General features: G+C 70.2%; 3 protein-coding genes. All 3 read right to left on the reverse strand.

The annotated features are described in order from the left end of the window. Nucleotides 1–1,204, reverse strand: a 1,204-nt coding sequence (locus ACWELQ_RS42345) for an adenylosuccinate synthetase (RefSeq protein WP_452402620.1), incomplete at its 3' end; no start/stop codon positions are given. Between the two features lie 28 nt (nt 1,205–1,232). After that, nucleotides 1,233–2,213: a hypothetical protein gene (locus ACWELQ_RS42350; protein WP_452402621.1), complete on the reverse strand. Its 981-nt coding sequence runs from the start codon at nt 2,211–2,213 to the stop codon at nt 1,233–1,235. A gap of 5 nt (nt 2,214–2,218) precedes the next feature. Next, on the reverse strand, nt 2,219–3,031 hold an 813-nt coding region (locus ACWELQ_RS42355; protein WP_452402622.1), incomplete at its 5' end, for a hypothetical protein.

Below are 3,031 nucleotides of genomic sequence, written 5' to 3' on the forward strand. Positions count from 1 at the left end.
CGCCGAGCACGGTTTCGAGGTAGCCGGGCACGTCGGCGGGCAGCGCGGACAGGGCCGGCGTGGCGGTGGTGAGCAGGTCGGTCAGGGCTTGCTGATGGTCGAGATCCTGCCAGACGCCGAGCGGCAGCCGGTCCACGCAGCCGTCGGCCGTGAGATATCCGGTGGCCGTGCGGATTTCACGGCCCGCCGAACGGCTCGCGCCGACCGCGTCGAGGTGATTGACCGCGAGCCCGTCGACGCCGCCGCAGGCGTCGACGGCGTAGCGCAGCAGCAGCGGATCGAGGTGCCCGCGCCGGAAGCCGCCCTGATATTCCCCGGTTGCGTTGTGCGCCTCCGGAATCGAGAGCCGAGGGTCCTCGGTCGGGAAAGGTCCCGCGCCGTGGCGGGTCATGTACGCGCGAGTCACGCCCAGCACATACCCGGGTTCCCCGATGCGCGCGAGCATGGCGCGCGCCTTGCGGGGTTCGACGGTCGACCAGGTGGTGTACGGGTGGGTGCCGCGCCATTCGTCGAGCAGCACGCCCTGCGCGCCCTCGAACACCAGCCGCCCGGTGCGGGCGAAGGCGGCGAGTTGATCGCCGGGCAGGATCGCCACCGCTCCCGCGAAGGCGGTGTAGGCGTCGACGAGATCATCGATCGCGTCGTAGCGGTGGCGACCGGTCGCGAGCAGCGGCGCATAGTGCCGCTCCAGCGCGATCAGCTTGCGCCGCAACACCTCCGGCCGTCGGCAGTCGGCGACCCGGGGCGCGTCGTGGTCGAGCGCGTAGCGCGCGGTCTCGCCGATGCCGATGCCGCACGAACCGTGCCGGGAAGTACCCCTCGTATCCTCCCGGCAACGGTTGGCGGCCCCATGGATCGGCGTGGTGAGCAGGGCCCGCTCGTCCACGTAGAGCAGCGACAGCGGATCGGCGACCCCGAGGGCGGCGAGTTCGCGCGCCTCGGCGGCCAGCGCCAGCGGTTCGACCAGCATGTGCCGCGACAGCAGGGTCGGAACCCCCGACAGGGTGCCGGACCCGAACTGCCGGAAGGTGTGGTGGCGGCCGTCGGCGATCACATTGTGGGCGGCCTGCGCCCCGCCGTTGAACCGCACCACGGCGGCCACGTCGAGCCCGGCCGCCGCGGAGCACAGCCAGTCGACGGTGGCGCCCTTACCGGCATCGCCGAAACCGAGATCGACCACGATGAGGTGGCGGTCGCCGAACATGAGCTGTCCCTTCGCTTCTCGTGTGTGATCAGAGATCGACGTCGTCGGTCCCGGTGGCGGCGGGCAATGCGCCGACGCTGTGTCCGCGCCGTGCCCCGCCCAGCGGCGCGAGCGCCTTGCCCACCGCGTCCGCCTCGCTGGTCGAGCCGATATCGCGCAGGTCGGCCAGCCCGGCCCCGAGATCGACCCGGTCCTCGCCGATGCCGATGGTCAGCGCGATGAGCTCGCACACCGCCGCCGGATCGTCCAGACGCAGGAAACGCTCGCCCAGCAGGCCCTGCCAGTGCTCGGCGATCTCCGGATCCTGGTAGTAGCTGGACTGATTGGGCAGGATGAAGTGCACGTGCCAGCGGTCGGCCAGCTCCCGGTAGACGGAGTCGACCGCGATATCGCTGGGCACGTCGTCGCCGATCACGGTGCGAATGTGCGTGGCGGTCAACCGCTTCTTGTTCAACTCGTCGCCGACGACGAACAGGTAGCCCTTCTGGCCGCGCTTGTCCCAGGCGTCGGTGGCGGTGTGCCGGGCGATGAAATACGCGGCCAGCTCGTAGCTTTCGGACTTCTGCCCGCCCCCGCCGCCTTCCAGGAGGATCAGCCGCAGCTGCTCGTCCATCCGGTTGTCGGATTCGAACTGCCCGACCTGCAACGGCACCCGGTCGCTGTCGGCGTCGCCGATGGCCCCGAACAGGATCTGCGGATCGTCGGCATACCCCTTGCGCTGCAGCAGCCCGTGCAGCTTGGCCAGCTTCTCCTGCATGATGCGCGGCACGCTGCCCATCGACCCGGTGACGTCGAACAGCACCGCGATCGGCAGCGAATTCCCGTGGTCGGCCGAGTCTCTCGACTCCCGCACGTCGACGCCCAGCGGATCCAGGGTGGGGTGCGCCTTCCACTTGTCCCACGGCACCGACCGCATATCGGCGGTGTAGCCGAAGTCGTCGAGTCCCTTCGCCGCGCGGAAGGTCCGCGCCGCGTCGTAGGCGCGGTCGTCCCAGCTTCCGTAACCCATTGCTATCACTTACCTTTCGTGAGCTCGAAGGGCCGGAAGCGGCGCTTCCCGTAGAGCCGGTCGAGCAGGTCGTCGAATTCGTCGAGCAGGTCCGCGGCGTCGGGCCGCAGCCTCTGATCGGATTGCAGGCAGCCGGCGGCGTAGGCGCGCATCGGCGCGGGCGCGCGGTCGCCGAGCATGGTGAGCAGCAGGCGATGCGCGAGATACACGTCGGTGGCGGGGGAGACCCGGTCGCGGATCTCCGGGGGATAGTCCAGCGACTTCAGCGTCGCCGCCGCGGGCTGACCGGGCCGGGTCGCGAAAGACCAGCCCACCAGCACGATTCCGTGCAATCGCGGATGCACCAGCACATTGGCCGGGCTGATCGCGGTGTGCACCCAGCCCGCCAGCTCGACACCGGCCAGGCACCGCAGCAGGCGGCGATGCATCCAGGCGTAGTCGCGGGGATCCAGGCCGCCGGGATAGGCGGCCCGGATGTCCTCCAGGGTGATGAATTCGTCGGTCAGCGCGGCGAGCACGTTCACCGTCCGGTGTTCCCCGGTGGCGGAGTCGAGATGGTCGACGGTGTCGACGAGTTCGGGGAAGTACGGCCGCAGCCACCCGTGCTGCTCGGTCACAGTCGCGATGTCGTGCAACGCGTTTCGCTCACCGGACAGCAGCCGGTTGGCGGCCGCGCGGCGCGGGATCTTCACGACCCGATCCGATCCGCTGCGGTACACGTCGGCGACGGATCCGGTGGCGTGCAAGGCCCCGACCGGGTACCGGCCGAGTGTGCCGGTCACCTCGAAGTCCGCTTCCTCGAGTTCCAGCCAGCGCCG

Source organism: Nocardia sp. NPDC004722, from assembly GCF_053601505.1.